At 68.9% G+C, this 1,762-nt stretch carries 2 protein-coding genes; both read right to left on the bottom strand.

Annotated elements, in window-relative coordinates; all coding sequences use genetic code 11:
* Positions 1-14: 14 nt before the first annotated feature.
* Positions 15-827 carry a pyruvate formate-lyase-activating protein gene (pflA, locus tag NQ160_RS23345; RefSeq protein ID WP_374113710.1) on the bottom strand — a complete coding sequence of 271 codons (813 nt, stop codon included), beginning with the start codon at positions 825-827 and terminating at the stop codon, positions 15-17.
* A gap of 5 nt (positions 828-832) precedes the next feature.
* On the bottom strand, positions 833-1,762 hold a 930-nt coding region (locus NQ160_RS23340), incomplete at its 5' end, for a pyruvate formate lyase family protein (RefSeq protein WP_306854117.1).

Below are 1,762 nucleotides of genomic sequence, written 5' to 3'. Positions count from 1 at the left end.
CTGATCGCCGGGGGTCAGAAGGTCTGAAGACCCCGCGCGCGGAAGCGATCGCGCACGCTCTCGGCGTGGTCCGCCTCGGGCGGCTGCACGTCGGCCAGGGCGTAGTCGATGCCCAGGCGCTCCCACTTCGACGTGCCCATCTGGTGGAACGGCAGCACCTCGACGCGCGCGACGTTCGGCCAGCGCTCGACGATGTCAGCCACGGCCTCCACGTTCTCGGGGGCGTCGGTCAGACCCGGAACGAGGACGAACCGGATCCACACCGGCACGCCCTTGGCCGCCAGGCGGTCGCCGAAGTCGATGGTGGGCTGCAGCTCGCGGCCGGTCACCTCGCGGTACGTGTCCGGCAGGCCCGACTTCACGTCCAGCAGCACCATGCCGAGGTCGTCCAGCAGGGCGTCGGAGGCGTTGCGTCCGAGGTTGCCCGAGGTGTCGAGGGCGACATGGATGCCGAGCTCCTTCGCCTCGCGGGCCAGTCGCGTCACGAACGCCGGCTGCTGCAGGGGCTCGCCACCCGAGATGGTGAGCCCGCCGCCGGTGGCCTTGAACACCGGCAGGTACCGGCGCAAGCGCGCCAGCACATCGTCGACCTCGGTGGGGATGCCGTCGCGCTGCTGCCACGTGTCGGGGTTGTGGCAGTACTGGCAGCGCAGCGGGCATCCGGCGAGGAAGAGGGTCATCCTGGTGCCGGGACCGTCCACGGAAGTGACGAGCTCCCAGGAGTGCACGCTCGCGACGCGACCCGCCCGAACAGCTTCGAGGTGGGCGTGACGTCCGTCGGAGTCAGGGCGTGCGGCATCGGGCGCCGGCACCAGGATGGCAGACACGGGAGTCAGATTCCCGTGTGGAACGTGCGGCTGATGACGTCGAGCTGCTGCTCGCGCGTCAGTCGCACGAAGTTGACCGCGTATCCGGAGACACGGATGGTCAGCTGCGGATAGTTCTCCGGGTGCTCCATGGCATCCTCCAGCGTCTCGCGCGTGAGCACGTTGACGTTGAGGTGGTAGCCGCCCGAGACCATCTGGGCGTCGAGGAGGCCCACGAGGTTGTGCACCCGCTCCTCTTCGGTCCGGCCGAGGCCGGCCGGGACCACCGTGGTGGTGAGCGAGATGCCGTCCTGCGCCTGCTCGAAGGGGAGTTTCGCGACCGAGAGGGCCGCCGCCAGCATGCCGTGGGTGTCGCGTCCGTTCATCGGGTTGGCACCAGGGGCGAAGGGCTGACCGGCGCGGCGTCCGTCGGGGGTGTTGCCCGTCTTCTTGCCGTAGACGACGTTCGAGGTGATCGTCAGCACCGACTGGGTGTGCACCGCGTTGCGGTAGGTGGGGTGGCGGCGCAGCATCTCCATGAACTCGCTCACGAGGTCACGGGCGATGTCGTCGACGCGGTCGTCGTCGTTGCCGAAGGTGGGGTAGTCGCCCTCGACCTCGTAGTCCACGACCAGGCCGGTCTCGTCGCGCACGGGGCGGACGGTGGCGTACTTGATCGCCGACAGCGAGTCTGCGGCCACCGACAGGCCGGCGATGCCGCAGGCCATGGTGCGCATGACCTCGAGGTCGTGCAGCGCCATCTCGAGCCGCTCGTAGGCGTACTTGTCGTGCATGTAGTGGATGCAGTTGAGCGCGTCGACGTAGGTCTCGGCGAGCCACTCCATCGTCGTGCGGAACTTCTCGCGCACGTCGTCGTACTCCAGCACGTCACCGGTCACCGCAGGCAGCAGGGGCGTGATCTGCTTGCCGCTGACCTCGTCGCGTCCGCCGTTGAT

This window comes from Microbacterium sp. zg.Y909 (assembly GCF_024626565.1).
The sequence above is the reverse complement of the archived record's forward strand: the minus strand, read 5'-3'. Positions and strand labels throughout refer to the sequence as shown.